The 25,907-nt window shown below is 60.7% G+C and carries 17 protein-coding genes; 8 read left to right on the plus strand and 9 right to left on the minus strand.

What is annotated here, in order from left to right; translation table 11 throughout:
- Window positions 1–48: 48 nt before the first annotated feature.
- Complete coding sequence (locus tag DES53_RS20955; protein WP_147263524.1) at window positions 49–3,780, minus strand: ABC transporter permease; 3,732 nt, start codon at window positions 3,778–3,780, stop codon at window positions 49–51.
- A 224-nt stretch (window positions 3,781–4,004) separates the two neighbouring features.
- On the opposite strand from DES53_RS20955, the gene ftsH reads away from it, so the two are divergent.
- Complete coding sequence (gene ftsH, locus DES53_RS20960) at window positions 4,005–6,125, plus strand: ATP-dependent zinc metalloprotease FtsH (RefSeq protein WP_113960273.1); 2,121 nt, start codon at window positions 4,005–4,007, stop codon at window positions 6,123–6,125.
- A 113-nt stretch (window positions 6,126–6,238) separates the two neighbouring features.
- Here ftsH and DES53_RS20965 read toward each other — a convergent pair whose 3' ends face one another.
- Window positions 6,239–6,634: a hypothetical protein gene (locus tag DES53_RS20965; RefSeq protein WP_147263525.1), complete on the minus strand. Its 396-nt coding sequence runs from the start codon at window positions 6,632–6,634 to the stop codon at window positions 6,239–6,241.
- Between the two features lie 128 nt (window positions 6,635–6,762).
- Between DES53_RS20965 and DES53_RS20970 the strand changes: the two genes are divergently transcribed.
- Entirely contained in the window at window positions 6,763–7,179 is a 417-nt protein-coding gene (locus tag DES53_RS20970) for a hypothetical protein (protein ID WP_113960275.1), read from the plus strand.
- A 94-nt stretch (window positions 7,180–7,273) separates the two neighbouring features.
- Here DES53_RS20970 and DES53_RS20975 read toward each other — a convergent pair whose 3' ends face one another.
- Complete coding sequence (locus tag DES53_RS20975; RefSeq protein ID WP_147263526.1) at window positions 7,274–7,756, minus strand: hypothetical protein; 483 nt, start codon at window positions 7,754–7,756, stop codon at window positions 7,274–7,276.
- A 202-nt stretch (window positions 7,757–7,958) separates the two neighbouring features.
- On the minus strand, window positions 7,959–8,645 hold the full coding sequence (locus tag DES53_RS20980; protein WP_147263527.1) for a hypothetical protein: 687 nt from the start codon (window positions 8,643–8,645) through the stop codon (window positions 7,959–7,961).
- A 628-nt stretch (window positions 8,646–9,273) separates the two neighbouring features.
- On the opposite strand from DES53_RS20980, the gene DES53_RS33570 reads away from it, so the two are divergent.
- The 4 genes from DES53_RS33570 (at window position 9,274) to dprA (ending at window position 13,937) form a co-directional block, all read left to right on the plus strand.
- Window positions 9,274–10,086 carry an RNA recognition motif domain-containing protein gene (locus DES53_RS33570; RefSeq protein ID WP_113960278.1) on the plus strand — a complete coding sequence of 271 codons (813 nt, stop codon included), beginning with the start codon at window positions 9,274–9,276 and terminating at the stop codon, window positions 10,084–10,086.
- A 554-nt stretch (window positions 10,087–10,640) separates the two neighbouring features.
- The gene (gene miaA, locus DES53_RS20990; RefSeq protein WP_211325631.1) at window positions 10,641–11,570 is read left to right on the plus strand and encodes a tRNA (adenosine(37)-N6)-dimethylallyltransferase MiaA; all 930 of its coding nucleotides are present in this window, start codon (window positions 10,641–10,643) and stop codon (window positions 11,568–11,570) included.
- Window positions 11,571–11,730: 160 nt separating this feature from the next.
- Window positions 11,731–12,816 carry a 3-dehydroquinate synthase gene (gene aroB / locus DES53_RS20995; RefSeq protein ID WP_113960280.1) on the plus strand — a complete coding sequence of 362 codons (1,086 nt, stop codon included), beginning with the start codon at window positions 11,731–11,733 and terminating at the stop codon, window positions 12,814–12,816.
- Between the two features lie 20 nt (window positions 12,817–12,836).
- A complete protein-coding gene (gene dprA / locus DES53_RS21000; RefSeq protein ID WP_113960281.1) occupies window positions 12,837–13,937 on the plus strand; it encodes a DNA-processing protein DprA in 1,101 nt (366 codons plus the stop codon).
- A 21-nt stretch (window positions 13,938–13,958) separates the two neighbouring features.
- Here the strand turns inward: dprA and DES53_RS21005 are convergent, their stop codons facing one another.
- Together DES53_RS21005 and DES53_RS21010 are read right to left on the minus strand one after the other, a co-directional pair.
- Complete coding sequence (locus DES53_RS21005) at window positions 13,959–17,411, minus strand: M56 family metallopeptidase (RefSeq protein WP_113960282.1); 3,453 nt, start codon at window positions 17,409–17,411, stop codon at window positions 13,959–13,961.
- Entirely contained in the window at window positions 17,408–17,839 is a 432-nt protein-coding gene (locus DES53_RS21010) for a BlaI/MecI/CopY family transcriptional regulator (protein WP_113960283.1), read from the minus strand. Before DES53_RS21010 ends, DES53_RS21005 begins: the two co-directional genes overlap by 4 nt.
- Window positions 17,840–17,995: 156 nt before the next feature.
- Here DES53_RS21010 and DES53_RS21015 point away from each other — a divergent pair, with 156 nt between their 5' ends.
- Window positions 17,996–19,006: a phytanoyl-CoA dioxygenase family protein gene (locus tag DES53_RS21015; protein WP_170157273.1), complete on the plus strand. Its 1,011-nt coding sequence runs from the start codon at window positions 17,996–17,998 to the stop codon at window positions 19,004–19,006.
- A 250-nt stretch (window positions 19,007–19,256) separates the two neighbouring features.
- Here the strand turns inward: DES53_RS21015 and DES53_RS21020 are convergent, their stop codons facing one another.
- Window positions 19,257–20,525 carry an alpha/beta hydrolase gene (locus tag DES53_RS21020; protein WP_113960285.1) on the minus strand — a complete coding sequence of 423 codons (1,269 nt, stop codon included), beginning with the start codon at window positions 20,523–20,525 and terminating at the stop codon, window positions 19,257–19,259.
- Between the two features lie 66 nt (window positions 20,526–20,591).
- Entirely contained in the window at window positions 20,592–20,810 is a 219-nt protein-coding gene (locus DES53_RS21025; RefSeq protein ID WP_113960286.1) for a hypothetical protein, read from the minus strand.
- A gap of 97 nt (window positions 20,811–20,907) precedes the next feature.
- Between DES53_RS21025 and DES53_RS21030 the strand changes: the two genes are divergently transcribed.
- A complete protein-coding gene (locus DES53_RS21030) occupies window positions 20,908–21,327 on the plus strand; it encodes a CoA-binding protein (protein WP_211325632.1) in 420 nt (139 codons plus the stop codon).
- 159 nt (window positions 21,328–21,486) lie between these two features.
- On the opposite strand, the gene smc is transcribed toward DES53_RS21030, so the two are convergent.
- Window positions 21,487–25,596, minus strand: a complete 4,110-nt coding sequence (gene smc / locus DES53_RS21035; RefSeq protein ID WP_113960287.1) for a chromosome segregation protein SMC — start codon at window positions 25,594–25,596, stop codon at window positions 21,487–21,489.
- Between the last annotated feature and the right edge of the window lie 311 nt (window positions 25,597–25,907).

Genomic DNA, 25,907 nt, shown 5'->3' on the forward strand with positions numbered 1-25,907 from the left:
GATGGAGAGGGTCTGCTGAAGGCTCTTGCCGAACCTGCTGTCTTCTTCCTACACCTTCGAAAGCTGCCTCCTCAATGCGATCATCAAGGTGGTGATTACCAGAACGAGGCCGAAGACGATGATGAAGAAATTCATCCACAGGGTGCTGATCTTGAATTCTTCGTACCAGGGCCTCTTTGGAATCGGCGTGTCGCGGGTGAGCTCGGTGTGGCCTTCGACCGGGGTGGCGTCGCCGAAAAGGCGATAGGTCTTCACGGTGCCGAAAAAGACATTGGGGCTCTCCTTGCGACGGTAGTCTTCGCGCTCCATCTCGGCCTTGTTCACGAGGTCGAGCACCTTTTGATTCACGTAGATTTCGTCGGCGCTCACACCTTTCTTGGAGCGGGCGTCCAGCAGGGAGGGATCGAGGCGTCCGGTCTGGAGTCCTTTGCGGATGAGCGCGAGTCGTTCGGCGACGACATTGGCGTCTTCACCGCTGAGGCCGGAGACCACGGCGAGCGCCTGCTTCGCCAGGTCCAGATCCTTGCGCTGCTGTTCGGTCAGAGGGATGTGCCGCGGTAGATCCGCGAGCGCCTGGATGCGATCCTCCAACTGGGATTGGGCCACGGAGAGAGGGTTGAGCTTCGCCTGGGAGATGATGGCGCTCTCATAGCTCCAGCGAAGCGGCATGAAGTGGCAGATGAAGGGGACCTTGAGCTTGCTGGCGGGCTCGGCTTCCTGGCCTTCCTTTTTCTCCACCCAGTGACGGATGGAATAGACGAAGTCCAGATTGCGGTTCATCTCCTCGTACTTGATCAAGGCACCACCGAGGATGATCTGCGGAATCAGAAGCAGGGGAATGATGTTCAGCGCGGTGCGGATGTCGTGTACCAGCGTGGAAACGAGCAATCCCAAACACGCACCTGTCAGCGACGTGAGGAACATCCAGAAACAGTGGATGAGGAACATCTCACGCAGCTCCAGAATCGCGTTCCCAATGATGAGGTAGATGACGCACTGGATGAGCGAGAAGGCCGAGAGGGACAGAATCTTCCCCGTGACGTAGTAGCCGATGCGCAGGTTGTGATTGCGCTCGCGATTCAGCATGTGCCGGTCGCGGATGATTTCATCCGCGCTGTTTGTCAGGCCCAGGAACATGGCCACTACCAGCGTGAGGAAGAGGTAGCTGGGAATGTGGAAGGCACTCGCGAAGGTGTAGCTGTCATCCTCCGAGTACCGCAGCACCATGGAGATGAGGATGGCCAGCATGGGCGCCTCCAGCAGCGTGGTGAGCAGGTTGGCGCGGTTGCGCAGCTTGCTCAGGAAGGCGCGCTTGATCATCGTGGCCAGCAGCAGCCCTTCCTCCCGCAACGTGTGGCGGGGTGGCTTGGGCAGCTTGCGATGACCCGAGAGGGCTTCGAGCCGGCTGTGATCCTGATCCCGCCGTGTCTCCTGCTGGGAGACACTGCGCAGCAGCACGTGTGTCTGGAAGCGATCACGCCAGAAGTTTGGCGGGAAACGACGAGCCGGAACGAGGTGGCCATCCGCCGTCTGTTCGTGGATGACATCGCCGCTGATGTCTCGCAGCGGTGTTTCGAGCACGTCGAACACGAGGTCAGGAGTCACGATGTCCGGCAGGGCGAGGTCACCACCCATGCGGCTGCCATTTCCAGCCTGCCCCGTTTCTTCACAATAGGCGCCCCAGAAGTATTCCAGCATGCCCTGTGGCGTGCCGAAGAAGGCCATCTTCCCGCCCTTGTCGAGCAGCAGGGCCTTGTCGAACATCTGCAGCAGCTTCATGCTCGGCTGGTGGATCGAGCAGAGCACGATCTTGTTGCGCGCCAGTGAGCGGATGAGCTCCAACACGTGCTCGGAGTCCTTCGAGGACAGCCCGGACGTGGGCTCGTCAAAGAGGTACACGTCGGCAATGCCGATCATGTCGAGACCAGCGTTGAGGCGCTTGCGTTCGCCACCGCTCAGGTGCTTCTGCTCGGGCGTGCCGGCGAGGCGATGGCGCAGCTCGTTGAGGCCGAGCTCCACCAGCTTTGAATCCACGCGTTTGCGGCGCTCTTCCGCGGGCAGGTGGGGACAGCGCACGGCCACGGAGTAGTCCAGGTTCTCCTGCACCTTCAGCAGGGCGTCGAAGGCATCCTCCTGGGGGATGTAGGCGATGTAGGGCGTGAGATTGGGCAGGCTTCCGTACAGGGGGAAGCCATTCATCAGGATGTCGCCCACCTTCGGCTTGAGCTGGCCGCCCAGCACGCGCAGCAGCGTGCTCTTGCCACAGCCGCTGGGGCCCATGACGCAGATCATCTCACCGCGACGCGCCATGAGGCTGATGCCATCGAGCGCGGAACCCTGCCCGCCGTAGCGGTGGCCGACTTCGCGCAGTTCCACGTGGCGGATGACGTTGCGCTCCTCTTCGATGATGCGGTCCGCGAAATGGCAGCGCAGATACTGGCCTTCACCGAGGGTGAGTGTATCGCCATCATTGAGGTGGGCACGTTCTTTGATGACAATGCTCCCCACGTAGATGGGCCGGTCGGAACGGAGAATCTCCAGTGTGCCGGTCTTCTCCTCGTAGTCGCAGACAATCTTCAGCAGGATCTCACCCTCGCCGTCCTGGGAGAGAAGGATGTCACCTTCCTCCAGCAGGTCGGGATTGTTGGAGACGAGGTAGGTGTTGCGGCTGCCTTCGAGCCGGAACTGCTCGCCGAACTCTCGAGCGCGCCGGCGCAGCTCTTGAAGCGAGATTTCCACCTCGCCCTTTGCGATGAGCTTGTCCTCGATGGACGCCTCGATCTTCGTGCCTTCCTTGAGGCGGCGGCCGTTGACCTTGGCGTCCGTATCGCGCAGTGCCTCGATGGTCACGCCGAGGCCGAAGCTGATGCGCAGGTTCGTGTTGCGATTGCGTGTCTGGGAGATTTCCGCGCTGCCTTCTTCCGTCAGCGTCAGGTAGAGCTGCGTCCCGGTGAGATTCTTCTTGGCGTTGAAGTAGCCGGTGAGATCCGCGTAATCGAGGGAGATGTCCTCCAGCACCACGCGCTCGCCCTGATAGAGGCGGGAGAAATCTCCCGGCTTGAGCGTGCGGCTGCGCACCAGCACTGGCACTGCGCCGGTGTTCTTCAGCAGCATGAGGTTCTGGTACCGGAAGGCGGCCACGGAGCACGCGGCACTCAGCGACCGCAGCAGCACATCACAGGGCTCGGCTGATGCAATCCGGAGCATCTCCAGCGGCTGGCCCGCTTTTCCGGAGAAGTCACCTTCCTCAGAGGGTTTGTCGTCGGCGTTGAGCTGATAGACGATGTCGATGGCCTGGGCGGCAATGCCCAGATTCGTCATGAAAAGGTAGAATTCGACGAGTTGCTGCCTGGAATTGTCCGAGCGGGAGATGAGCAGGTAGAGCTGTACTCCGAGCAGGATTTTCTGCTCCATGGAGAGCGTCCGGCTCAGTTCGCGGGCGCGGGCGCTGAGGTCCTGCGGTTTTTGCAGCGCCTCAAAGTAGATGCGACGAAGCTCGGAGTAGATGGCCTCCGGGTAGTCGTACCGCATGAAACCGAGGCTGGAGTCGATTTCCTCCTCCATGACCGAGCCGTCGATCTTGGAGAACCCGGCAAAGACCTCCATGAGCACCGGCAGCATGGTGTGGGAGGTGGAGTCCACCGGCAGGCCCTGCAGCTTCCGCAGCGTCCTGCGCCACCAGGGCATGCGCGCGCCCAGTGCCGGGGTGCGCGCAGCGCGCGCCGGTCTGTGGGGGCGCTGCTGGGTGGAGAGCGAGGGCTCGACGGGGGGAGGGGGCATGTAGCGGTACTTTGGCACCGTAGGCGCGCGGAGTGAAGTAACAAGCTGCAAGTTCCAGTGTTCCAAGGAGTCCACGCCGCCATTGCCGTGCGTAACGTCTCATGCAGGAAATCCAGAGTTCCTGCGGCGTGCCCCTCCACGGAATTCTCACCCCCGCCACTTTCCTTTGCCACGCCCGTTTGGGGGTGTATCATCTCCGTTGAATCGTTTTTTCTTAGACTCTCATGTTCGAAGACGAACCCAACCAGCAGCGTAACAACAACCGCAAGACGCCCGAGCCCCAGTTCAACTGGAAGGGTCTGATTCTGCTGGTTGCCTCAGGCCTCATCATTGCCTGGGCCTTCATCCTGAACTCCGACAAGGGAGGGATGATGCAGAGCGGAAGAGAAAAGAACTATCCCGAGTTCCAGCAACTGGCGTTGGATGGTAAAATCATCTGCACCAAGGACAAACCCCTGCGCTTGGTCAGCGATCCTGGCACGGGCAATGAGTACCTCGAGGGGTACTACACGAAGGAGTCCACCACGGGAGACAAGGCGTCCACCGAGGCTGTGTTTGAAACGACGGTGAACGTCGAATTCCAGAAAGATCAGCTCAACAAGCTGATCGCCGACGTCAATGCACAGAACGCGGAGAAGCGCAAAACGGCCAAGGACGCCGGTCAGCCGGAGCCTACCCTGTATGATCTGGTGATCACTCCCAAGACCAACACCAGCCACATGGGGACCTTCCTGTTCACCCTGCTGCCGCTGATCGTGCTGGTGGGCCTGTTCCTCCTCATCCGCCAGCAGATGAAGATGGCCGGCCGGGGAGCCCTGAGCTTTGGGAAGAGCCGCGCCAAGCTGCTCAACCAGGACCGCAACCGGATTACCTTCAAGGACGTGGCCGGCTGCGATGAGGCCAAGGAAGAAGTGTGGGAGCTCGTGGAGTTCCTGAAGGACCCGAAGAAATTCCAGCGCTTGGGTGGCAAGATCCCCAAGGGAGTGCTGCTGGTGGGCCCTCCCGGTACCGGCAAGACCCTTCTCGCCAAGGCCATCGCCGGCGAGGCGGATGTGCCGTTCTTCAGCATCAGCGGTTCGGACTTCGTGGAAATGTTCGTGGGTGTGGGCGCGAGCCGCGTGCGCGACATGTTCGAGCAGGGCAAGAAGAACGCCCCGTGCCTGATCTTCATCGACGAAATCGACGCCGTGGGCCGCCATCGCGGTCATGGACTCGGCGGTGGTCACGACGAACGCGAGCAGACGCTGAATGCCATGCTCGTGGAAATGGACGGCTTCGACACCCAGGAAGGCGTCATCATCATCGCCGCGACGAACCGTCCGGACGTGCTCGACCCGGCGTTGCTGCGTCCCGGCCGCTTTGACCGCCAGGTCATGGTGAGCCTGCCGGACGTGAAGGGGCGCGAGGAAATCCTGCGCGTGCATGCCAAGAAGGTGAAGCTCAGCGAAGACGCGGACCTCAGCAAGGTGTCCCGCGGCACGCCCGGATTCTCCGGTGCCGAACTGGCGAACGTGATCAACGAAGCAGCTCTGCTGGCGGCTCGTCGCAACCTGAAATCCATCGGCACTGCGGAACTGGAAGAGGCCCGCGACAAGGTGCGCTGGGGCCGTGAGCGCCGCAGCCTTGCCCTTACAGACAAGGAGAAGGAGAACACGGCCTACCATGAGGCGGGCCATGCCATCCTCATCGAGTTGCTGGAGCATACCGACCCGCTGCACAAGGTGACCATCATCCCGCGTGGTCCTTCCCTTGGTTCCACCATGTGGCTTCCAGAGCAGGACAAGTTCAACCACCGCAAGAATGAGCTGCTCGACAACCTCGTGGTGGCCATGGGCGGTCGCGTGGCTGAGGAGATCCAGTTCCACAACGTGACGAACGGTGCCATGGGCGACATCCGCCAGGCCACGGGCATCGCCCGCAGCATGGTCTGTGCCTGGGGCATGAGCGAGAAGCTCGGCATGGTGGAGTACGGTGAGCAGGAAGGGCAAGTCTTCCTGGCCCGTGACCTGGCCCGCAATCGCAACTACAGCGAAGCTACCGCCCAGATCATCGATGAGGAAGTGAAGCGTCTCATTGACGAAGCCTACAACAAGGCCATGAGCATCATCGTGACCCACAAGGACAAGCTTGATGCCATCGCTCTGGCGCTGCTCGAGTTCGAGACCCTTGATGGCGCCCACATCAAGGAAATCATGGAGCACGGACGCATCCTGCATCCGCCGCAGTCTCCGAAGCCGCCCACGCCTCCGCCCGTGCCGAAGGCAACCCCGGAACGCACCCCCGCCAAGTCTGAGGACGAATCGGAAGGCGGATTGCCCGGTGGTGTGGTGGGAGTGCCGGCGTAAGGCTCGGCGTTTCACGCACAGGATACATTTGTTGAATCGGCGGGTGGCAACACCCGCCGATTTTTCGTTTGGAGATCAGGAGCAGTCTGCTGGAGAGCGGTCAGGCGTCCTGATCAGCCAGCGGCGCCCGTGGAATCATTCTGGGCATCGAGCGTGGTGTGGATGTCTCCGAAGTCATGCAGGCCGATGTTCAGGCGGCAACTGTCGGGGTGCATGAACACTCCGAAACGCTCGACGGCGTGCCCGGGTGAACTCGGCAACATTTCGAGGAATATCGGACTGGGCGTTGGCTGATGAGCGGTGCGCAATAGCGCCGTGGCCAAACCAATCGTGCCTTCACGTGAGAGTATCAGGTTAACCATGTGGTTGGACGCATTGGGTACCCGGCGCCACATCCCGTTTGTTTTCTCACTGACTTGAACCTGCACGATGTTCCGGCACTGTTCGGCGTAGTCCTCGCATTCGTCAGGCTCTTCCAGGGGGATGGTAAAGGTGATGGTTTCGCTCATAGGCAGGTCATCCTCCGTTTCATTTTCTAGCTTGAACCACATCTCCGGTACAAGCTTGGTGGCGCCACTTCTTTTGCATTGAGAGTTCCACTTGGTGGACCGTAAGTTCCGGCAACTCCCTTCCGCCCATGCCGAAGTTCTTCCACATCCGCTCCGCCAAGTTCCCGGTGCTGCCCGGTGAGGAGGAGGAAATCGTGAACCCGGACACGTATGGCAAAGCCTTCGCCACCTTCATCCGCGACGGATTGCTCCAGCGCGGGTGGAACAGTCCCTTCCTCTGCTGTGAAGACTGGGGCTGGTGGATCGAGATGCAATTGCCGGACACTTCCTTTGGCATCTGTTGCTATCGGCAAGGTGAAGACAATGGGGAGTGCGACCTGATCTGCTCGCCGAGTCCGGATTCAGACAAAAAGTGGAGCTGGAAGAAATTCCGGCGCGTGAACATTGGTCCGGACCTTCGCCGTCTGGAGGCGGATCTGGAGAGTCTGTTCCGCGAGGATCCGGAAATCCAGTGGATGGGGAAGCTGGATGAGATGCCGTGGTGAGTGTGAGAAGTCACCCAAGTGCCGTCCTCAGGGCTTTTGTCCCGGACGGGAACAGGTTGCTCGTTGGTGAGAGGCGCTCTGCATCAGCGAGGTGTCATGGTTCCTGTTTGGACCGTGCAGCCAACTCCTCCTTCCGAAGGAAGGCCCTGTACTTCTTGCTTCGTTCCGCCTTGTCCTCCTTCAAGTCGTTCAGGGACTTGTAGGGTGTCAGGGGCAGCTTGAGCTCGCGGAAGATTTCAGCCATCGCGACGAGGTCTGCGCCTTCTATGCCTGCCTGCCCCGGCGCGCATCTCCACGTGCGCAATTTCGGAGTGGTTTCCACGGCGTTGCAACTGAAGCAGATTTCGATGCAGCACAGGGGCTCGCCATCCTCTGTGTAAAAGACCACGGCATGGTGGGGATTGTAACAGGCGGACATGGGGTGGAATGAGTCCGTCTTGTACAGGGCGTGGGTCAGCCGGGAAATCTGTTCCTTCGATACGCGAGCTTGAGCCAGGACACGTGATCCAACAGCGGCGACATCCACAATCGCCCCGCCTTGTCCAAGAATGCTGTTTCCTGGGTGGCCTTCCTTCATGAACGGGTATGTGTTCTCCTCCGGCGAGGGGCGGTGGTCGCGCTTGTCTGCGTCACGGAACACGTAAGCATCGCAGAAAGAGGCCTGGGAGATGAGGTCACGGTTTTTCCCGGGCGCAGAGACGGGTCTACCCACAGAACAGGAAACCAGTGGAGGCAGGAGTGCTGCGAGGACTAAAGCGGGGGGAAGGCGCATGAGACGGCTATTTCTTCTGCTTCGCTTTCTCCGCAGCCTCGGCTTTTTCTTCCTCTGCGATCCTGGCTTTGGTCTCCTCCGCCAGTTTCGCCAGTCTCTTCTCCAGTTCCTCGAAGGACTTGTAGGGCGTGAGGGGCAGTTTGAGTTCGTCGAAGATGTTCGCGATCTCAATCAGGTCGATGCCCACAACGGCGCGGAGTTCTTCCTCGACAGTCATCACCCGCAATTGGGGAGAGGTCTTGAACCGTTTGCAGGTGAAGCAGATCTCGATGCAGCACTGTGGTTCACCTTGGGCGGAGTAGAAGACAAAAGCGTGGTGAGGCGAGTAACAATCCGCAAAGGGAAACAGGGAGTCCGTCCTCTGCACAGCTGCGGTGAGCCGGGAGATTTGCGCCTTCGACACGCGAGCCTGCGAGGTGACTCGCGAGGCGAGGGCGGCGACGTCCATGATGCCTTCCCCCTCGCTCAGGATGCTCCCCTCGAGAATGCTTTCCCCCGCAGACTGGAAGGGATCTCCCGCCGGACCAGGCCGGCGGTCACGCTCATCCGCATCCCGGAAGACATAAGCGATGCAGAAGGCGGAATTGGCGATCAGCTCTGCCGCTTTTTTGCCAGCGGGCTGTTCCTCCGCGCGGCACAGAGTGAACGATATCGACATCAGTAGTGCGAGCAGACAAACGGGGGAGAAGCGCATGAGCCAGTTTTTTCTAAATGTGGGAAACTGGCAAGAGTGGAACTGTTTCAAAGAGTCGGCCGACGCACGGGGCAGCGTTGGGGATGAGGTTTTTGCATGAGTCCTCCCATTCTTGGGTTTCTGCAATTCGGGGTGAAGGCGGGAAGGGGAGCAGGGAGCGAAATTGGCGGGGACGTGCGCGATTTCGGTGAGTTATTAACATTCTCACGGTGAACAACTTGTGCTGTTTGGATGCGGCAAGGGAAAAACGCCTTGCTCCCCCTCGGGTTTGCCCCTAGCTTTACGGCTGTCAGTTCCCCGTCAAAGCACACCGCTTTGAGGCCGAGTGTTCACCCGCTCCGGTGCCCGACAATGCGTTTTAACCCATCGCGAATCGAGCCTATCCGCCTCAGCATCCAGCAACTTACGAAGCTGGAACCCCCCTGTGTGACCTTGACGCGCCACCACCGTGCTCTGCCTGCCCAGCTTGCCGAAACCGCCGGTGGCAACTGCCTGCGAGGCCTCGTGTGCGCCGTGTCTGCCCCGCCCGTTGCGGGAAGACTCCACGATTCCGTCGTTTCGGAATCACGCGCCGCCAGCCGCCTCGCCCAACCCACAGCTAGCAAAACTAAGACAACTCGCCCGAAACATGAGCGACTACAAACCCAACGGCCAGGGGCGCCCCCAAGGTGACCGCCGTCGCCGCCGCCGCGGCGGAAGAAATCGCGGCCCTTCAAACGCGCCAGACAGCCCGAGCAGCCACAAAAGCTTCAACCGGCCTCCCAAAACCAAACCCCTCACCGGCTTCCAGAAGTTCCTGTCCATCGTGACCTTCGGACTCTACAAGCCGACTCCCGCCCCCCGTCCCTCCAATCACGGCACCGGCCAGCCTCAGCGCACCCCGCGTGAGGAAGGCCCGATTGCCCGCAGCGACCGCCAGGAACGCGAGAACAACCGCCAGGAGCGCGGCGAACGCAGTGACCGTGGCGAGCGTCAGGAACGTGGTGAGCGCGCCGAACGCCCGGAACGCGCTGAGCGTGGCGAACGCCGCGAGCGCCCCCCGCGCCAGGCCCCCGTGTCCACGGAAGTGACTAACGAGCGTCTCTACGTGGGCAACCTGAGCTACGACGCCTCCGAAAGCGACCTCTTCGAACTCTTCAGCGGCTCCGGTCGTGTGAAGAACGCCGAGGTGGTGGTGAACAACCGCACCCAGCGCTCCAAGGGCTTCGCCTTCGTGACCATGATGAGCGTGGACGAAGCGAAGAAGGCTGTGGCGGACCTCAATGCCAAGGACTTCATGGGCCGCCCGCTGGTGGTCGGTGGCGCCAAGCCGCTGGCTCCCCGTGACGAGCGCGATGAGCGCCCGAGCCGTGACGACGAAGAAGGCGGAGAGAGCCAGGAGGAAGCCGCCCAGCCCTCCGAGCCTGCCACCGACGAATCCAAGCCTGAACTGGCTGCCTAGTTCCTTTTGACGGCTCCCCGTGAGCCCGCCTGAAACCGCCTGCCCGCCTCGCGCTGGCAGGCGGTTTTGTTTTTGGGGAGGGAGGTGAAACGCAAAGCAGCGGAGCAGCAAAGGCATGAGGTGAGGAGTGATGGGAGGTGGCAGGGCTGAGGAGACGATTCCGGTTAACCGCAAAGGGGCAAGAGAGGCAAAGGACGCAGAGAATTTTAAGGTTGGTATTCGGCGTAACGCGATAGGGTTGAGCAGGATTTGCCTTTCGGCGAAGAGGAGGCAGAGGCGCACAGGTAATCGCCACAGAGCCTGAGACATGCTTTGCTCTCAGGGGAGCGGCACTAGCTTAGTGCCGTTATGCAGGTGGCACCCAGGTGAGTAAGGAGGGAATCTCCAGGCCCCACATCCCCGCGCCCAGCGCCCAATTTTTGCGTCCTTTGCGTTCTTTTGCGGCTATTCCTCAGGAGGGTCATGCGATCTGCAAGCGAACGGCAGACCGGTAGGAGCATCCTTAGACGCTGCTGCGATTTTCTCTTGCCAGCGCCGATGGGTGCCCGACCATCGTGCAATTTACCGAGGCAGCCGTGAAAACGACTCCGCAACCATTCTACGTGGTGGGCCCGACCGGCTCGGGGAAGTCCGCGCTTGCCATCTTGCTGGCGAACAAGTGGGGTGGGGAGATTGTGAATGCAGACGCGTTCCAACTCTACAAGGGGCTGGATATCTGCACGGCCAAGCCTACGGCGGCTGAGTGCGCCATGGCGCCGCATCACCTGTATGGCGTGCTGTCTCCCACGGAGCTGTGTGATGCGGCCTTCTACGCGGAGCTCGCAAAGCCGTTGATCGCCGATATTGCGGCCCGTGGAGCGGTGCCCATCGTGGTGGGTGGAAGTGGTCTGTATATCAAGGCGCTGACTCATGGGCTGAGTCCACTGCCCTCAGACGAGGGATTGCGCCGGAAGCTCTCGCACCTCACGAGTGGTGAGCGCGTGGCCTGGCTGCTGGCCCGCGACCCTCACGCGTCCGAGACGGTGAATCTGAAAAATGACCGGTATGTGACGCGCGCCCTGGAGATCTGCCTTCTGACCGGGAAGAAGCAAAGCGAACTGCGCAAGGCATGGAAGGACCGCGTGCCGGAGTACAGCGGCATCCAGCTTGCCTGGGTGCGGGATGCCCTTCATGAGCGCATCAACAGTCGCGTGAACGCCATGGTGGCAGCGGGATTGGTGGAGGAGATCCGCAGAGCGGCGGAACTGTCTGCCACGGCGGAGAAAGCGATCGGAGTGCAGGAGATACGCGATCACCTGCAAGGTAGGATGACCCTGAAGGATGCGATTGCTGCGATCCAACTGGCCACGCGCCAGTATGCGCAGCGTCAGGTAAAGTGGTTCCGCCGTGAGAAGGGCTTCATTCCCGTGGAAATCGAAGAAGATGTGCCGGTGAGTGCATTGGTGGCCAAGGCGGAAGAGGTGCGGATGGCGAGTGTGGGTTAGAAAATGGCTTTGGAACCAGCAGCCGGACTCAGGGGCGGGTGACGCGCGAGTTTCCGACGAAAAGTCGAAGCGACTTTGTAGGTAGCCTTGACTCCCGACCTCACCCCATTCACTAAACAGGGCGGCATTTTGCCGTCTTTTTTCCAAGACTTCCACCTTCATGTCCGAGCCCCTTTCCGTCCGCGTTGACCTTGGTGACCGCAGCTATGATGTCCTCATCGGCTACGGATTGATTGCCGATACCGGAAGCTACGCAAAGGAGCTCTTTGGCCGGAAGAAGTGTGTCATCGTCACGGACTCGAATGTCGGGCCGTTGTATGCGGAGACGGTGCGCCAGAGTCTCTGGGAAGCAGGCATCGCAACCACCGTGGTGACCGTGAATGCGGGTGAGAATTCGAAATGCATGTCCGTGGTGGAGGATGTGTGCCGCCAGATGCTGCGCGCAGGGCTGGACCGGAAGTCCTTCCTCGTGGCGCTGGGTGGCGGAGTCATCGGTGACCTTGCGGGATTTGCGGCGTCGATCTTCCTGCGCGGCATTCCGTTCATCCAGATCCCCACCACGGTGCTTTCTCAGGTGGACTCCAGCGTCGGTGGGAAGACGGGCGTGAACACTCCGGAAGGGAAGAACCTGTTGGGCACTTTCTGCCAGCCTGGCCTGGTGCTCGCGGATGTGAGCACGCTCAACAGCCTGCCACAACGGGAGTATGCCGAGGGCTTCGCGGAAATCATCAAGCATGCCGCCATCCGTGATCCGCTCATGTTTGAGGCCATCCAGCAAGTGGCAGATGGGGAAGGGGACCTCGCGGATCTCATCCGGCGCAATGTGGCGATCAAGGCGCGCATCGTGGAAGAGGATGAGCACGAGACCACCGGTACACGTGCACTGCTGAACTTCGGCCACACCATCGGCCACGCCATCGAGGCGAGCGCCGGGTATGGTGAGTTGCTCCATGGCGAGGCGATCTCCCTGGGCATGATTGCCGCTGCGAGTCTGTCCTGCCAGCTCTCCGGCCTGCCGCCGGTGGCACGCGGCAAGATTGCGAACCTCATCAAGCGCTTCAACATGCCCAGCCGTCTTCCCGATGGCATGACTGCGGACACCATCCTCGCCTATATGAAGCACGATAAGAAATTCAGCGATGGCAAGATCCGCTTCGTGCTGCTGCGCTCGCTCGGGGATGCTTTCGTGAGCAAGGACGTCACGGAGGAGAACATTGTGAATGCCATCAAGGGACTGCGCTACTAGCGACGCATTGGGCAGCAGTCATGACACGCACGGAAGCTTACCTCGCGCTGAATCTCCTGCCCAAGATCGGGCCGGTGCGTGTGCAGCGTTTGCTCGACTTCTTTGGTTCGCCGGAGCAGGTGCTCGGTGCGAGTGCGAAGGAGATTGTGCGTGTGGAGGGCTTCGGTGAGGAGCTCGCCGGTGCGGTCGCGGACTGGGAGAATCGCATCGATCTCACGCGTGAACTGCGTCGGGTGAATGAAGAAGAACTGACACTGCTCACACGGGAGGATCCTCTCTACCCGCGCCTGCTGCGGCAGATACATGATCCGCCCGTCCTTCTCTATGTGAAGGGGAAGATCACGGAACGCGATGCGAATGCGCTTGGCATCGTGGGCTCACGTCATGCCACGCAGTATGGATTGGCCACGGCGAAGAAATTTTCCTTCCAGCTCGCGTATGCGGGCTACACGGTGATCAGCGGCCTGGCTCGTGGCATCGATACCGCCGCGCACGAAGGCGCGCTGGCGAGCAAGGGGCGAACCATCGCGGTCATTGGCTCCGGTCATGGTGAGCTGTATCCACCAGAGAACAAGGCGCTGGCAGAGCGCATTGCTTCGCAAGGCGCGGTGGTCAGCGAGTTCCCTGTGGACCGCCCTCCAGACAAGCAGACCTTTCCCCTGCGCAATCGCATCGTGAGCGGCTGGAGCACAGGCATCATCGTGGTGGAGGCACCCACACGCAGTGGCTCGCTCATCACCGCGCAACAGGCTGCCGAGCAAGGGCGCACGGTATACGCGGTGCCGGGAAACATTGACCGACCCAGCTCGCATGGCTGCAACAAGCTCATTCAGGAAGGCGCGAAGCTCATCATGGATGGCTCTGAGGTGCTGGATGATTTGATGACGCTCTTCCCCACGCAGCCGAAGGCCCCAGTGACCTCCGAGTCGAAGCCCTCCGCCATGCTAGCGGGAGATGAAGAAAAGGTCTATGCCGTGCTGGGTACGACGGAAACCCACATCAATGACATTGCCGCCAGCACCGGCCTCGCCATGCCGGTGGTCTCCGCCACGCTGATGAAGCTGGAGATGAAGCGCGTGGTCCGTCCACTGCCGGGCAAGTTCTACGTACGGATGGTGTGATGGGAAGTATGAGACAGTGGGTTACCGCTTTTTGAGAACGAATTTGTAGGCTTTGCCGGCGGGCATCGGGGCCTCGACCATGTGCGCAGGATCATCCATGGAATGCTGGTCGCCGGTTGCCCAGATGTATTCCCAGCCGAAGAAGACCCTGAACTTGCCGGCAGGAAGCGTGGACACGCGGAACTTTCCTTCCGCGTCCGTGGGGGAATCTGCGGCGAGGCTGTCCGCGATGTCCACAAAGCTGGTCTGAGTGGGAACCTCCACAGGAGCAAAGTGCAACTTCACCCCCTGAAGTGGAGCGCCATCCAGTCCAACAACCACGCCCTCCACGGCGTTTGCGGACTCCCGCTGCAACCGTAGTGGGGAGGCTGGACCATTCAGCCTGGCAATCAGCGGTGCGATGCCACGAGTGGCCGGCACCGAGAGGTAGTATAGGCCATCGACATCGAAGTTCATGTGGGGAAGCTCAAAGGTGCCATCGGATTTGATCGGCAGATTGGAGCTGGTGATGCGGTGCGCCGGTTCCTTGTAGATCAGGTAGATGTTGCCGCCTTCCATGGGGGTGCCGTCAGGCTGGAGCACAGTGCCGCGAAGAGTGTCCCCATCGGGAAAGGAGATGTCTTTCCGCATCAGGGGAGTCGCTTCATCGACGACAAACTCCGGTGTCGCGGTGATGGATGTATCGTGGCGGATGAGGATGCGGTACCTGGCATTCAGCGAGACGGGAGAGATGAAGAACCGGGAGCCGTGATCCAGGACCTTGAGCAGCTGGCCGGAGTCGTTGTGCACGGTCTGCCACTCTCCGGCCCGGTCCTCGTATTTTAGCAGGATGAGATAGGGGTCGCTGCGTCCCACTTGAAATCCAGGATACATGCGGATGTCGCCACTGATGGCTCCCGCTGGCTCCATGGGGATGTCGATGTGCAGAGGTCCGTCACCAGCCTCGATTTTCTCCCACTTCCGATCAAACCGGTATCCGGTGATGCCGCCGGAGTAGATGTTCAACTGGGTGTTCAATGGGGCGCGGACTCTGCAAATGCCGTCGGTGACCTTGTGGGAGGTGACGGTCGAGTTCTTGATGACCAGGGGTACTTCACCATTGAAGGGAGGGCTGCCTTTCGGCGTGGTGAATACGAGTTCCACTTCGCGTGTGGCCTCAGCCGAGGGAGTCGCTTTCTCGGGTATCGAGAGACATTTCAAGGTCCCGTCTTCGATGCGGAATCGGAGATCCTTCATGCTCGAGGTGAAGTCGGTTTCCCACTCTTTCTCATAGACTCTCAGTTTGAGCTTTCCCGGGGATAGCTGGCGGAACTCGAAGGAGGCAGTGTTCGATGCGTCTGCCTTCACGCTTAGGGGTAAATCGACCGCGCCTCCGCTTGGGCCGAAATCCTGGTCGAGCCGGAGATAGATGTTGGAGTCCTTCCGCATCACCTTTTTCTCCGGGTCTTCAATCGTGCCGGAGAACACAAGTTCGGGTTCGAGTTCGAACTTGAACACACCACTCTCTCCGCCCATCTGCACAAATTTTCTGCCATAGCCGGGGGCTTCAAGGAGAAGGTCGTAGGTGTCATTGGGATGGCAGATATTGAGTGCCAGCTTTCCCTGGGCATCGGAGGGCTCGGCGTTCATCCGGGGCATGATGCCGTAGCCATAACCGTGGTTGAAGGCTCCGTTATCCCGTCTCCGCATCTCGCACAGCACATTCACTCCAGCAATGGGCTGCTGGGTCCGCGCATCTGCCACCGTGCCGACGATGGGGGTGCTCTTGACGAGTGTCAGCGTGACGGGCTTGTCCTTCTCGAAGCGAACGTCCTGAAAGCGATTCCACTGGTAGCCATAAGCGCGGATGTCGAATCGGAAGCTAAGTCCCTCCAGAGTGTTCCCGGGAATGCAGGTGCCTGCTGCGTCAGTGCGTAATGGTCCTTGCCGATAGAAGTCGCATTCAGGAGCGAGGTAAACGGTGCAACTGAGCTCGGCGTCGGGAATGGGTTGTCCATCCTTGTCCACCAGCTTGAGAACGGCGGGGAATCCTCGTTCGATGACGAGCTCGAAAGCACCGTGGTTCTTGTCTGGACCATCAAACGTGGCCTGAGTTATGGCGGGGGCATACCCAGGAGTCCATGAGCCCACATGCATGCGGCTGCCCTTGCCCCTGACGGTTTCTTGCTGACCAACTCTGTTGCCAGAGTAGAAGGACGTGTAGCCCTTGGACCAGGCGGTGAGGCCGATGTCCTCCTTGGGCTTGGATCCGTCGGCGGTGCGCACAGTGCCGGTAGCCTTGATTTCTTGGGGAGCGGCATTGTCCTCGGTAATCTTCAAGGCCTCGCGTTCTTGATTGATGACGGTGATACGCTCCTCTGGTGTGAGGGCGCGGGCGATGCGAGGAACGGCCAGACCGCAGACGACGAAGTAAAGCGCAATGCCCGCCACACTGGTGATGCCGAAGCGCTCGGGGAGAGATGTGAGGCGGCCGTGCTCGCCGAGGCCGAGGATGCGCTGGATGCGATGTTTCAACGATCCCATGCCGGTGGCGGCGAGGGCGAACTGGGCGCCGCGCCACTCCTCCGCGGCGGCGAGGGCGCGCGCATAGGTTTTGCCATCGCCTTTCCATTGCAGCACGAGGTCGTCGCAGGCGAGTTCGCCAGTTTGACGCACGGTGCTGGCGAGGGCGTGCGCGGCGGGGTTGTGGAAGAGAAGTGTCTCCACCACGGTAACCCAGAACTGGAGGAGGGGATCACGACGCTTCAGATGCGCGAGCTCATGCAGCATGAGGGACTCCACTTCCGCGAGGCTGAGCCGTGAGAGTAGCGACGCAGGAAAACAAATCACGGGGCGCAACCAGCCCACGACGAGTGGGACGCCGAGCGCGGGGCACACCAGCACGCGCACATGGCGAAGACCGGCACGATTGGCCCATTCGACGAACTGGGCAAGCCAAGCAGGCTCTGGATCGGTGCCTGTATGTTTCAGTCCTGCAATCCATCTCCAACCAAAGAGAAGACGGATGGTGAGAAGCGTGAGGCCAGCGAGCCACGCGGTGGCAAACCAGATGGGAAGCTGTGCCACCCATGACGTCTTCGAGGCTTCGGCAACAACAAAGGCGTCGGTGGGGCGCGTGGGTGGTGCGGTGGACAGTGGCACCACGGTGACGTCTGATTTCTCAGGGGAGGCCGCGGGAGGTGGGGGTGCAGGTGATTTGGATGCGGCTGGTGCGATGCTGGCGTAGACGTGTTGTGCGGGTTGCGGCTTTTCCGGTTTGCCGACCTGCATCCAGATCATCGTGATCACCGGGACGAGTGCGAGGGCCGTCAGCGTGAGCCACGCCAGCCGGTGCTTCGCAGCGGCGGAGAGATGATGACGTCCCACGGCAAACACAAGTGCCAGCAGCGCCCAGAGGGTGGCGCCCTGCCACAGCGAATGCACCAGCACCCAGCCGAGGTCTTTGAGCCAGGGGGATTGGAGGAAGGTGCTCATGACTTCTTCGTCTTGCTGGCTGGTTTCGCGTCTTCTTCCGCGTCGAGGTTGTCGAGCAGCTTGCGTATTTCCGCGCGTTCCTCCGCGGACACTTTCTTCGTGGAGAGGGCGCCGAGGACGAGCTGGGCGGCGGAGCCTTCGAAGGCCTGCTGCAGGAGTCGTCCCAGCAGGCTGCGTTGTACGCGCTCTTCCGGCATGGCGGCCTGGTAGAGGTGGGTGCGTTCGGATTCGTCGCGGGTGACGAGGCCCTTCTCATGCATCACCTGGAACTGCTTCAGCACGGTGGTGTAGCTTCCTTTCGCGCCCAGATCCTCCCACACCTGACGCACGGAGGCGGAGCCGAGGTTCCAGAGGACACGCAGGAGAGGGAGCTCTGCCTCGGTCGGTTCCGGACGGGAGGGGTTTCGGACTTTGGGAGGGCGCGGCATGATGGAAAGAGTGGTGTACGATATTAATCGTAATGATGCGCAGAGTTGGTGGAATGGTCAACGATAATAATCGTAGATGTGCTGGTCCGTCGCATTTTCCCGGTCGTGATCCTTGATATGACCCCGGTCTTGTCGGACAAAGCGACCTCCTTCCTCATGGCCAAACCTCCGCCTCCGCCCACCTTCAAGGACAAGATTGCCAAAGTCACGGATCGACTCCTGAGCAAGCACGCAAAACAGGCGCTCACGGACCCTGGGATGCAGAAGTGGGGCATCAACAATCTCATGCGTGCGGCGAAGCGCTACAATCGCTGGCGCTATGGGGAACGGGAGAAGAAGCACCAGAAGGCGTACGACAAGAAACTGACTGAGCTGATGGAAGAGCATGGTGGGCCGGGGCACTATCCGCCGAAGATGGTGATGCAGGATGGTTGGGCGATTGATACCTCCATGTCCCTGCCGGGGCTGGACCGCCTGCTGGATGAGGCAGGGCAGGTCGCCCGTGAGCGTGCAGGAAAGTCACACACCGACGTGCAGCAGCCCTACTTCCGCAATCTCATGGTGTATGAGGATGTGATGAAGTATCCCTCGTGGCTGGACTTTGTCACTTCTCCGGATGTGCTCGCGACGGCCATTCACTACCTCAAGACCATCCCGGTGCTTTCCAAGACGCGTCCTCCGGGGATTCGCTTCATGGAGTCCAATCAGAACCTGGACCCGAATCCTCCGGGGCCCTTCTCCGAAAGCCAGCTCTACCACATGGATCTGCATGACCAGCCTCTGGTGTATGTGCTGGTGCTCATTGATGATTGCACGATGGAGTGTGGTCCGTGGCATTTCCTTCCGGCGTCCGTCTCGGATCGCGCCATCAAGGCGCTCGGCTACCAGAAGCGCGGCGTGCGCTACCGCGTGACGGATGAGGAGATGTACTCCGTGATCGATCCGAAGGAGGCGCAGATCTTTGCCTACCCGAAGGGGACGGTGCTCTTCATCGACTCCAGCCGTTGTTTCCACTACGGCAGCCGCCTTTCCTACAAGCCGCGCCTGCAGATGATGTATGCCTACACCTCCGTGACGCGCTGTGACTTCTCCCAGACCTTCATGCCTGCCTTTCCCTATCCGGTGAAGAAGACAGACTCACGGCTGAGGAAGATGGTGCTGAAGTGAAGGGGGGCGGAATACGGGTCGGAGATTTGGAGTGCTGGAGCTAGCTCCAGCTTTCGGGAGCAGAGCTTGCTCTGCGTGAAGTTACTCATGATGCAGAATATGCTGGAGGGTAGCCACCTCAGTTCTGGCTTCACGGCAGCAAGCTGCCTGCAGAAAGCTGGAGCAAGCTCCAGCAGTCCAAGTTTGCCGCTTCCTCCCGCAACATGGCAAGGGCATGGTACCCGACGGCGGGATGACAACGTGCACCATCCTAGCCCTTCCCATCCAGCAGCGCTTCCACGGTCTTCAGGGTTTCATCCGCGTTCAGGATCTCCACATGGCCGTGGATGAAATGTCTCCAGGACTTCGCTGCCTGTTTCACGCGCAGGTCGGTTTCACTCTGGACGGTGACCACACCGTCATTTTCACCCCTGAGATAAAATGGACCACCCTTGATGGACCCATAGATCAGGTGATGGGTGGTGCCCTTGGGCAAGGGGGTGTTGTACATCTTCACAAGGTAGTCGCTGTTGGGGGCGACATCGATCCATGAGGGCACTGGCTTTTTCAGGTGGCGGATGCCTGCCTCCGCGGCCTTGTGCCCGCCCCAGGGTGTGGAGATGCTGATGAACTCCGGGATGAAGTTGACGCCCTCCTCCGCCACGGCCTCGGTGATGGCGGGTCGCGAGACGAGGCCTCCCATGCTGTGAGCCACCACATGGCACCTGGAGAATCCATGGCGCTTCTTCAGCCCGCGGAGGCCCTGAGCCAGCACATTGGAAACACGGCCCAGCCTCATGCCGCTGGGATAGTGGTAGAACCAGAGCTGGTACTTCGTGCGGTCAAAGTTGTTGATGAAGTAGTGCCAGTCCTGCGGGCTGCCGCCGATGCCATAGACAAAAACGACCGGGATGCGCCTGGGGTCGTAGGGCTCGGTGAAGTAGATGCCGAGGGTGTTCGTGGTGAGGAAATCAAGGGGACGCCAGAGACCGCTGCCGCCGGTGTCCGGGGCAAAGCGTGCCTCATTCAACGAGGCAACGTCTCCCAGTGCCACATTCACCTTTCCACCCAGCTCCAGATTCTCCTTTGGTCGCTCAATGGCGGTACCCTTGGGCAGACCGTGGTCGCGTGTCAGGGCGACGGGGAGGATCTGGCTCACGGTCACGCCATCGGAGAGCGGGCGTGGTGAGATGTCGCGAAGCACTCCCAGCGGCTCACCGGCATCGTACTTGTGATTGTCATTTTCATCCGTGAAGGCGCCGACGCGATAGACCTCTCCCAGCCGCAGGTGAAAGGCGGCCAGCCCGTCTTCACGCACCTCCTGGAATCCTGCCGAGTCCTTGCGCTTGTCCCCGTCCATGCGCCACGCGAGGGCGTAGGTGGGGGCGGGGCCTTTGGGCGCTGGAGTGACCTGGATGGCGATGCCTCCCTGGGCTTCAAGACTCTCCACCTGCTTGCGCAGTCCGAGCAGGGAGCAGGAGGAGAGGAGGCATGCCAGGGAGACGGGGAGCGCGGCGGCGAGACACGGGAGGCGTTTCATAGGGAGTGTGTCGGGGAATCACCAGCACAAGCACAAGCACTGCCACAGCCCGATGGCTGAAGCGTGCTAGTTCATCAGGCTCTCGTACCACATGTCCACGCGCTTCTGCCGGGCGCGCAGTTTCATTTTCCGCTTCTCCTGCTTCTCGTAGTACTTGTCGTTTTTCTCCCTGAGCCTGTGGCTGTACGAGGCGGGGCTTTCATCTTCGTCCGAGGCGCATGAGGCAAGCATGGGCAGGCAGCACAGGGCGAGTGCGGCGCAGAGGAGGGGGCGGAGGCGTTTCATGATTTTCGCAGGGAAAAGAGAAGCACAGGGGTGCCTGAGCCCGCCAGTGCAAATTCGTGAAAATCGCCGGTCAGGGCCATCGGATGGAAGCTTCGCCATGGCGGCTGACGTACCATGGATGATGAGCACTGGAACCCAAGTCAATCCACGCACCCCGGAAAACGTCGTCGTCCTGGGGGCCTCCCCGAATGAGGAACGCTACGCCAACAAGGCGATGAAGATGCTGCTGGAGTATGGCCACCAGCCCATCCCGGTGAATCCCGGCTTTGACGAGATTCTGGGCATCAAGTGCTTCAAGTCGATTACGGACGTGCCGGGGCCGGTGGATACGGTGACGCTGTACCTGGGCGCGGCGCGCTCGGAGCCGTTGATGGCGGACATTCTCGCGGCCAAGCCAAAGCGGATCATCTTCAATCCGGGGGCGGAGAATGAGCGTCTCGCGGAGGAAGCGAGAGCCAGGGGGATTGAAGCGCTGGAGGCGTGCACGCTGGTGCTGTTGCGGACGGGGCAGTATTGAAGGGTTGATGGTTTTTGGTTGATAGTTGATAGCCTGAACCTCCCCAACTCAATCAGGCTATCAACTGTCAACCTTGGACTATCGACCAAACAAAAGCCGCAGGAGCTCACCCCTGCGGCTTTCGAGTTTGTGGGAGTACGGGTTGGTTGCTGATTGAAATCAGATGATGCTGTCGTCGCCAGTCGGCTGGTCTTCCGGGGCGGAGCTTTCGGTCGCGTAGATTGGCTCGTGCTCGACGTGGACGCTTGGGTCGTTCGGGTGAACTTCCTGCTCCGGTGCGGCTTCGGCGACGGCCACGGAGGTTTCGGCGGAGCCTGCCACCGCCTCTTCGGCGACGGGTGCGGCTTCCACGGCAGCGGCTGCCTTGGCGGCCTTGCCTTTGCCTCGCTTGGGCTTGGTGGGAGCGTCCAGGATGGCGTCCATTTCCGCCTCGCCACCGCGTCTCACACGACCGCTCACGGTATCCGCCACGGTGGGCTGTCCGTCTTCGAGCGAGACCTTCTCGTTGGTCATGCGCACACCCACGGGCTTGCTCACACCGAATTCCTGCATGGTCACCCCGTAGATGACATCTGCGCGGGACATGGTGCGCTTATTGTGCGTGACCACGATGAACTGGCTGCTGGTGGTGAACTTGTCCAGCATGGTGAGGAAGCGGCCGATGTTCGTTTCATCGAGCGGTGCATCGAGTTCGTCCAGCACGCAGAAGGGGCTCGGCTTCACCATGTAGATGGAGAAGAGCAGGGCCACTGCGGTCATGGAGCGCTCACCACCGGAGAGCAGGCTGATGGTCTGCAGCTTCTTGCCGGGCGGCTTCGCGATGATGTCGATGCCCGTTTCGAGCGGATCGTTTTCATCCTGCAGCATGAGGTCTGCCTGCGAGCCCTGGCCGAAGAGTTCCTTGAAGTTCTCCCGGAAGTTCGTGCGCACGAGGGCGAACGTCTCGCTGAACATCGTCTTGGTGGTTTCGTTGATCTTTGCGATCACCTGCAGGAGTTCCTCCTTGCTCTTCACCAGATCGCCATGCTGGGTGTCCAGGAAGTTGTGGCGCTGCTCGAGTTCTTCGAACTCATTGATGGCATCCAGATTCACCGGGCCCATGCTTTCCACGCGCTGGCGGAGTTCGTTCACGATCTCCTGCACGAGGCTCCAGTCGGGCTCGCCTGCCGTGGTGGAGAGCAGGTCGTCGAACTCGGTGGTCATGCCATCCATCATTCGCGCTGCGGCTTCGCTGGCCGCCTCATCGGCATCCGCAGCCTCATTCGCTGCAGATTCTCCCTCCGAATCCAGGCCGGAGTCATCGCGTCCGGACATCGTGTTCTTCCGCTTGGTATTGCGATCCCGGCTCTTCTTCTGCTCCGCGATGGCGAGCAGCAGCGTGTGTGGGTCAGGCTCGAAGGTATCGAAATTGAGATGGTAGCGCTCCTGAATCTGGTTGGTCAGGTTCTCAAGTTTCAGTTCCACACGGGTCTGCTGCACCTCGGCGCGGCTGCGGTGCTCGGTGAGTTCGTTCTGGCGGTTGCGGTACTGGTTGAGTTCATTCTCCAGCAGCGTGACGCGTTCGAAGGCCTCGTTGCGACGCGCGACAGAGGCCATGCCTTCCGAGTCGATGGCGGAGAGGGCCACACGGGTGCCCTCCAGTTCTTCCGTAAGACGGGCGTTCTCGGCATTGGCAGACTCGATGCGCTGGCGCCAGATGAAGCACTCATTCTCAAAGCGGCCGATGGAGCTTTCCAACTCCTGCATGCGGTCCGCCAGGGGCGCCTTCTGCTGTTCGATGTTTTGCAGGGTATTCTGCTCGAGTGCGAGGGCGGTCTTCAGTTCATTGAGGAGCTCGGTGCTCTGCACTTCACGACGGATGACCGATTCAATCTGCGACTCCAGCTCATGCTCGCGGGACTGCACGGACTCAAGCTGCTGTTTTGCCAGCTCTGCGACTTCCTGGTGCTGCACGATCTTCGCTTCACCTTCGCTGAGACGGCCAGCGATCTGGCTCTGCTCCCAGTCGAGGCTGTCGAGCTTCGCGGTGGCCTGTTGCAGAGCACGCTGCACCACGCTCACCTTGCCCTGGAGCTGGCTGATGGATTCGCGGTTGTACTGGTAGGCATCGCGGGCGTTTGCTTCCTCGCGCTGCTGCTCCTCCAGCTTCATGCGGAGTTCTTCGATGTACTCCTCCTTCGCGACGACTTCCGTGTCGAGACGCTCGACGTCGACGCGCAGTTCGCGCAGCTCGGTCTCACGGCGCAGGGTGGAGGTGGCTTCCTCCTTGGTCGCACCGCCGTGGATGACGCCGTGCACGCTGAGCAGCTCGCCCTTCAATGTCACGAAGGTGAGGTCGGAATGATGCGGCTTGAGACGCAGCGCCGTGGAGAGGTCCTCCACGATCAGCACATTGTGCAGGAGGCGCTCCATGAGCGGCTGCACGTCCGGCTGAGTCTTCACCTTGTCGAGTGCCCAGGCAATGCCGCCACTGGGCATGAACTGCCGCTCGCTCGCGGTGTGGCCGCTGAGGAAGGTCTGCGGAATGAGGGCCGCCTTGCCAAGACGCTGCTCGGTGAGCTTGGTGATGATCTCTTCGCTGAGCACCGCATCGGAGAGCAGCACCGCTTGAAGATGATCACGCAGCGCGGATTCCAGCGCGGAGATGTACTGCGGCTCCACCTCGATGGAGGAAGCCACGAGGCCGCGGATGCCGCCTTTGATGCGTTCCGGATCATCGAGACCCTTGATGACATTCTGCGTGCCCTGCTCGAGGCCTTCGCCTTTCTCCAGGATCTGGTTCAGCACTTCCAGGCGGGAGCGCTTCTGCGTGAGCTGGCGCTGGAGGTTGTTCGCCTCTTCGCCGGCGGCGTCGCGCTGGCGGCGCATCTCCGCGATGTTGTTCGAGATGTCCTTGAGCTTCTGCTCAAGCTCTCCACGCTCGGCTTCCTGCTCTTCAATCTGGCGATGCAGGTGGTCAAACTCGACCTGACGTCCCTGACGCTCCTCTGAGGCGCCGAGGCGATCGTGTTGCAGCGCTTCGTGACGCTGGCGATCCGCGGTCATCTGACCGGAGAGGTTCGCTGCCTTCGCTTCTGACGTGGCGATTTCACTCTCCAGTGTGCGGAACTGCTCACGCAGGGTGCGGCGCTCCTGCTCCAGGCGCTGCCGTTCGGGGATGATGGAATTGTGAGAGACGATGTGCTCCTCCAGCGCGTACCGGCGTGTTTCAATCGTCTCGCGGATGTTGGCGAACTGCTCATCTGCCTGGGCGAGTTCACGACGCTGACGGTCCACCATGTCGCGGCTGCCGGCGGCGTCTTCTTCGTTGCGCTTGATACGCCCTTCGAGCTCTTCCACACGCTCGCGATTGAATTCCACCTTGCTCTCCGCCGCCTGGATGCGGGAGCGGTGCTCCTGCGACTGCTGACGCAGACCATTGATGGTGGACTCCACCTGGTGATAGGCTTCGCGTGTTTCAGTGACTTCGGCCTCCTTCGCGTGGATGCGCTGGTGCAACTCATTGAGCTGCGTCATGAGGGAGATAAGCTGGTTCTCCGTCTCGCTCTTTTCACCGGTGAGATCGGTCCAGTGCTTGTGACCCAGGTGCGTGTCGAGCGTGCGCAGATCCTTGTGCACGACCTGATAGCGGCGTGCCTTCGCGGCCTGGCGCTGCAGCGTGCCCATCTGGCGTTTCACTTCCGCGACGATGTCCGCCACGCGGATGAGATTCGCCTCGGTGTACTCGAGTTTGCGCAGGGCTTCCTTCTTCTGGCCCTTGAACTTCGTGATGCCGGCGGCTTCTTCGAAGACCATGCGGCGGTCTTCCGGCTTCGCGCTGATGAGCATGTCAATCTTGCCCTGCTCCATCACCGAGTAGGCTGCACGACCGATGCCGGTGCCGGCAAGGAGGTCCTGGATGTCCTTGAGACGGCAGATGGTGTTGTTGATGCGGTACTCGCTGCGTCCGTCGCGGAACACACGGCGGGCGAGGGCGACCTCATTGTAGTCCACACCGAGTCCCACTTCGCAGTCCGCCAGGGTGAGCACCACCTCAGCCATACCCACGGGCTTGCGCTTGTCCGTGCCGTTGAAGATAACGTCCGCCATTTCCGAGCCGCGAAGTGCCTTGGCGGAAGTCTCGCCGAGCACCCAGCGAATGGCGTCCACCACGTTGGACTTGCCGCAGCCGTTCGGGCCCACGATGCCGGTCACGCCGGTGTGAAACTCGAAGTGGGTCTTGTCCGCGAAGGATTTGAATCCGTAGATGTCGAGAGCCTTGAGGTACATGGTCAGGGAAGAAGCAGGCGTGTGAGGGAAGGGAAACGGAAGTCAGCGCTGGGCCGGAGGGAACGGGCTTTGCTGGAGAGAAGGGAAAAGATCCAAATGCGCAGAACGAACTATCGTTTTGGAGAGATGCCGTTGGTTGCTGCTGGAAATTAAAGCGTTTCGTGAGTCCGCTTCAAGGCGGAAATGTCACGGAACACAATATATAGTGGGAACCGTTGTTTGACAGCCACAATCTATAGGGTGCGATAACCTGAGGCGCTTGTCGGCGGCAATGTGAATAACGTTGTGAACAACCGGTGCAGGCGCCTACT

It is taken from the genome of Roseimicrobium gellanilyticum, assembly GCF_003315205.1.
Lineage (GTDB): Bacteria > Verrucomicrobiota > Verrucomicrobiia > Verrucomicrobiales > Verrucomicrobiaceae > Roseimicrobium > Roseimicrobium gellanilyticum.

What these genes read in the sequence shown, in the direction of transcription:
- DES53_RS20980 (WP_147263527.1), bottom strand. Translation starts at nt 8,645, where the DNA reads ATGCGCTTCTCCCCCGTTTGTCTGCTCGCACTACTGATGTCGATATCG.
- DES53_RS33570 (WP_113960278.1), top strand. Translation starts at nt 9,274, where the DNA reads ATGAGCGACTACAAACCCAACGGCCAGGGGCGCCCCCAAGGTGACCGC.
- DES53_RS21030 (WP_211325632.1), top strand. Translation starts at nt 20,908, where the DNA reads ATGGCGGCTGACGTACCATGGATGATGAGCACTGGAACCCAAGTCAAT.
- DES53_RS20975 (WP_147263526.1), bottom strand. Translation starts at nt 7,756, where the DNA reads ATGAAGGAAGGCCACCCAGGAAACAGCATTCTTGGACAAGGCGGGGCG.
- DES53_RS21005 (WP_113960282.1), bottom strand. Translation starts at nt 17,411, where the DNA reads ATGAGCACCTTCCTCCAATCCCCCTGGCTCAAAGACCTCGGCTGGGTG.
- smc (WP_113960287.1), bottom strand. Translation starts at nt 25,596, where the DNA reads ATGTACCTCAAGGCTCTCGACATCTACGGATTCAAATCCTTCGCGGAC.
- DES53_RS21015 (WP_170157273.1), top strand. Translation starts at nt 17,996, where the DNA reads ATGGCCAAACCTCCGCCTCCGCCCACCTTCAAGGACAAGATTGCCAAA.
- ftsH (WP_113960273.1), top strand. Translation starts at nt 4,005, where the DNA reads ATGTTCGAAGACGAACCCAACCAGCAGCGTAACAACAACCGCAAGACG.
- DES53_RS21010 (WP_113960283.1), bottom strand. Translation starts at nt 17,839, where the DNA reads ATGCCGCGCCCTCCCAAAGTCCGAAACCCCTCCCGTCCGGAACCGACC.
- DES53_RS21025 (WP_113960286.1), bottom strand. Translation starts at nt 20,810, where the DNA reads ATGAAACGCCTCCGCCCCCTCCTCTGCGCCGCACTCGCCCTGTGCTGC.
- DES53_RS20955 (WP_147263524.1), bottom strand. Translation starts at nt 3,780, where the DNA reads ATGCCCCCTCCCCCCGTCGAGCCCTCGCTCTCCACCCAGCAGCGCCCC.
- DES53_RS20970 (WP_113960275.1), top strand. Translation starts at nt 6,763, where the DNA reads ATGCCGAAGTTCTTCCACATCCGCTCCGCCAAGTTCCCGGTGCTGCCC.
- DES53_RS21020 (WP_113960285.1), bottom strand. Translation starts at nt 20,525, where the DNA reads ATGAAACGCCTCCCGTGTCTCGCCGCCGCGCTCCCCGTCTCCCTGGCA.
- aroB (WP_113960280.1), top strand. Translation starts at nt 11,731, where the DNA reads ATGTCCGAGCCCCTTTCCGTCCGCGTTGACCTTGGTGACCGCAGCTAT.
- dprA (WP_113960281.1), top strand. Translation starts at nt 12,837, where the DNA reads ATGACACGCACGGAAGCTTACCTCGCGCTGAATCTCCTGCCCAAGATC.
- DES53_RS20965 (WP_147263525.1), bottom strand. Translation starts at nt 6,634, where the DNA reads ATGAGCGAAACCATCACCTTTACCATCCCCCTGGAAGAGCCTGACGAA.